Source organism: Pseudonocardia nigra (assembly GCF_019396355.1).
Lineage (GTDB): Bacteria > Actinomycetota > Actinomycetes > Mycobacteriales > Pseudonocardiaceae > Pseudonocardia > Pseudonocardia nigra.
The window spans coordinates 1-3,779 of sequence record NZ_JAHKRK010000375.1; the positions used below are offsets into that span (position 1 = coordinate 1).

The window sequence follows — 3,779 nt, forward strand, 5'->3', positions numbered from 1 at the left end:
AGGTCGTTCGTCCACGGGCGCTCCACCTTGACGCCGGCTCCGGGGCGCCGCCAGGCACACCACACGACGAGGAACAACAAACAATCACGAACTGGTGCTTGACCGGGGCTCCCGCCACAGATAAGTGGCTTTCCTGCAATCGCCGGCCGCCGTCAGGACTCGAACGCCGCCACCTCGACGTTCAGCCGCCGCTCCCGCAGCCGCTCCACCGACGCGGCGGGCGTGAGCTCGTCGACCACGATGAGGTCGAACTCCTCCAGCGGCGACACGCGGTGCAGGGCGACGCGCTCGAGCTTGGTGTGGTCGACGGCGAGCACCCGCCGGTGCGCCGCCCGCAGCATCGCGCGCTTCACCAGCACGATCTCCTGCTCCTGGTGGAACGCGTAGCGGTCGGAGATCGCGGAGGTGGAGACCACGGCGAGGTCGGTGTTCATCCCCTCGATCGCGTCGACGCAGGAGACGCCGAGGAACGAGTCATGCGAGGCGTGGTACTCGCCGCCGAGCGCGATCAGCCGGATGCCGGGCGCCCCGGACAACAGCTTGATCGCCTCCATGTAGTTGGTGACCACGGTCAGCGGAGTGACGTCGCTGAGCTGCCGGGCCAGCGCGAGCGCGGTGGTCGAGTCGTCGATCAGCACCGACATGCCGGGCTCGACCAGCTGCAGGAGGTGCCGGGCGATCGCCTGCTTCTCCCGCTGGTTGGCGGTGAGCCGGTAGGCGATGTTGCTCTCGAACACGCTCGAGGGCTGGGCCGTCACGCCGCCGCGGAACTTGCGCACCTGGCCGTGGGTCTCGAGGTCGTCGAGGTCGCGGTGCACCGTCATCACGCTAACGTCGAACGCCTCGGCCAACTCGGTGACCGCGACGTTCCCGTGCCGCATCACGTACTCGGCGATCGCCTTGCGCCGCGCCGCAGCGCCGGACGCACGTCCGCGCGGGCTCACCCCGTTGTCGCCCGTCGGCCGGATGGCGACAGCGCCCCTTCGTTCATCGCCGATCATCGTATCCCCGCAGCTCGCGAGCGCGCGTTAGGCACGCGTCGCCCTCGCCGCCACGGTCTTGACACTCCAGATCGCGCACTCAAGGGCTGACGGGCCCCGGCGGGACTGCAGCAAAGCCACTTTCCTGCAACGTGGTTGCATGAAAGTGGCTTTGCTGCAACGAGGCCGGCCCCGCTCAGCGCCGATGCTCGCTCTGCAAGCTCTGCTCAGCCGCCGCGGACCTCCAGCTCCACGATCCGCGAGTAGTTCCCGTCGTTCGACGCGAGCCCGACGATCTCCACGGCCTCGGCGACGACGGAATCGAAGCGCGACTCGACCACGCCCACGACGTTGCCGCGCACCTCGGCCACCGTGCGCCACTCGCCCCCGACGCGCACGCGCACGTCGTAGTCGCGCAGCCCGTTGCCGGCCGCGGGGTAGCGGGCCGAGTCGAGCGTGTGCAGCGTGACCCGGTCGACCGGGGCGGGCTGCGCCAGCTCCACGGTGTAGGTGTCGGGAAACGCGTTGCGTGTGCCGTCGTTCCAACCGGTGCGGGTGTCCCACTGCTCGGAGTCGGTGATCCCCGTCGACCGCGCCGCACACGTCGAAATTGCCGTGTGTCGAGGACGCGGTGGCGCGCTCGCCGAACGCGAGGTTGTCGCCCGGGCCCTTCGGCGGGGCCGGGGCGACGGTCACCGGGACCGTCAACCGCGACCTGTTCCCGGACTCGATGCGCACCTCGTAGTCGCCCGCGGCGGCATCCCGTGGCGCGGTGAGTGTGACCGGCGAGGTGGCCGTCCAGCCGACCGGCAGGTAGCTCGAGATCACGCCGCGGTCCGCCGCCACCGGTGCCTCCGCCGTCACCTCGGCGGTCGCGTACACCGGCTCCTCGCCGCGGTTGGTCATGCTCACGTCCAGCCGGGCGCTGAAGCACGGCAGCGGCACGAGCTCGACCCGCTCGGGCGCCGCCGACAGCTCGACGACCGGCTTGGGCTTCGGGCCGCCGCCCTGTCCCGGCGGTTGGGCTCCGGCGACGCCCGTGACGCCGAGCGCCGCAAGGGCCGCGACGCCGGTCAGCACCGCGGTCCGGCGGAAAGTGTTCCCGTGCATCGTCATCTCCTCAGTGCTCCGCTCAGCCCTGCTGCAGTCCGGGCACGCCGTTCTCGACGACGAGCGTGGTGCGGGTCGACATCGCCCCGCCCGGCGTCGTCACGCGGTCGGCGACGCGGTAGTCGGCGCGGAACTCGTCCGGAGTGACCGTGCAGCGGACGTAGCCGCGCTGGAAGTTGCCGTACCTGATCCAGGGGTTCTCGGCCAGGATCGTGCGACCGCCCGCGTCGTTGTCCTCGCCGTCGCGACCCGAGGTGATCGAGGTGCCGACGAGCTCCACCCCGACGGTCGGCGAGGCGGGGTCGAGGAAGTCCAGCTTGAGGTCCGCGGCGAGGCTGCGGTGCAGGTCGCCGGTCAGGAACAGCACGTTGTCGACGCCGCGCTCGTGGATGCCGCCGAGGATCCGGTTGCGCGATCCCTCGTAGCCGTCCCACGTGTCCATCGGGACCGCGACCTCGGGCCCGGCCTTCGTGTCGATCCGCATGATCGCCGTCTGGTGCGGGATGACGTTTCAGCGCGCGGTCGACGCGCCGAGGCCGTCGAGCAGCCAGCGCTCCTGCTCGTCGCCGGTGATCGTGCGCGCCGGGTCCTGCGACCCGGGGTTCGGCGGCTTCGTGCCGTCGCCCGCGGCCTGGTCGGAGCGGTACTGGCGGGTGTCGAGCACGCTGAACTCCGCCAGGTCGCCGAACCGGAACCGGCGGTAGATCTGCATGTCGTGGCCCACCGGCTGCTGTGGGAGCCGCATCGGCATGTTCTCCCAGTAGGCGCGCAACGCGTTGGCCCGGCGCACGAGGAACTCCTCGCGAGGCACGTTGTTCTCCGGGACCTCGTCGGCCCAGTTGTTCTCGACCTCGTGGTCGTCGAGCGTGACGATCCACGGCGCCACCAGATGGGCCGCGATCAGGTCCGGGTCGGACTTGTAGAGCGCGTACCGCTCCCGGTACTGGTCCAGCGTGACCGTCTCGGCGCGGAACGAGCTCGGCAGCTGCACCTGCCGCACGCCGCCGTCGGCGGGGATCCCGTACTCGTAGAGGTAGTCACCGAGGTGGAAGACGACATCCGGCGCGCTCGCGGCCAGGTCGGCGTAGGCGGTGTAGTAGCCCTCCCACCAGGCCTGGCAGGAGGCGAAGGCCAGCGACAGCTCGCCGAGCTGCCCGGGGGCCGGGGGCCGTCATCGTCCGGCCGACCGGGCTCACCTCCGACCCGGTCGCGAACCGGTAGAAGTACTCCCGGCCCGGCTCGAGCCCGCGCACGTCCACGTGCACGCTGTGGCCGAACTCCGGGTGCGCGAACGAGGTGCCGCGGTCCACCACCCGGGAGAACTGCTCGTCCTGCGCGATCTCCCAGCGCACGGGCGTCTTGGCATTGGCCATTGCGCCGAGTGGCTCCAGCGGCCGGGGTGCGAGCCGCGTCCACAGCACGACGGAGTCGGGCAGCGGGTCCCCGGAGGCGACGCCCAGCGTGAACGGATAGTCGCGGGCCGGCTGGGCGGTCGGCCCCCACGGCTGCGGCAGCCCGGTGGAGAGCGCCAGCGACGCCGCCGCACCCCCGAGTGTCATCCTTGAAGGAGCGGGGCCGGTCAACCCCCAATCTCGTTCTTGATCTTTCTTCTTGTTCTTCTGCTGCTTCTCGGCCTGCTTGTGGGCGCGCCGGGGTGAGGCGTCGGGGTCAGGGATCGGGCCCGAAGGG

General features: G+C 71.1%; 3 protein-coding genes and 1 pseudogene. All 4 read right to left on the reverse strand.

The window, feature by feature from the left end; translation table 11 throughout:
• Nucleotides 1-152: 152 nt before the first annotated feature.
• A complete protein-coding gene (locus tag KME75_RS40485) occupies nucleotides 153-944 on the reverse strand; it encodes a DeoR/GlpR family DNA-binding transcription regulator (protein WP_308283492.1) in 792 nt (263 codons plus the stop codon).
• A 263-nt stretch (nucleotides 945-1,207) separates the two neighbouring features.
• Nucleotides 1,208-1,483, reverse strand: a complete 276-nt coding sequence (locus tag KME75_RS40490; protein ID WP_219420296.1) for a hypothetical protein — start codon at nucleotides 1,481-1,483, stop codon at nucleotides 1,208-1,210.
• A 629-nt stretch (nucleotides 1,484-2,112) separates the two neighbouring features.
• Nucleotides 2,113-3,231, reverse strand: a pseudogene (locus KME75_RS40495) (alkaline phosphatase D family protein).
• On the reverse strand, nucleotides 3,128-3,779 hold a 652-nt coding region (locus tag KME75_RS44495; protein ID WP_246633769.1), incomplete at its 5' end, for an alkaline phosphatase D family protein. The gene KME75_RS44495 and the pseudogene KME75_RS40495, both read right to left, overlap by 104 nt.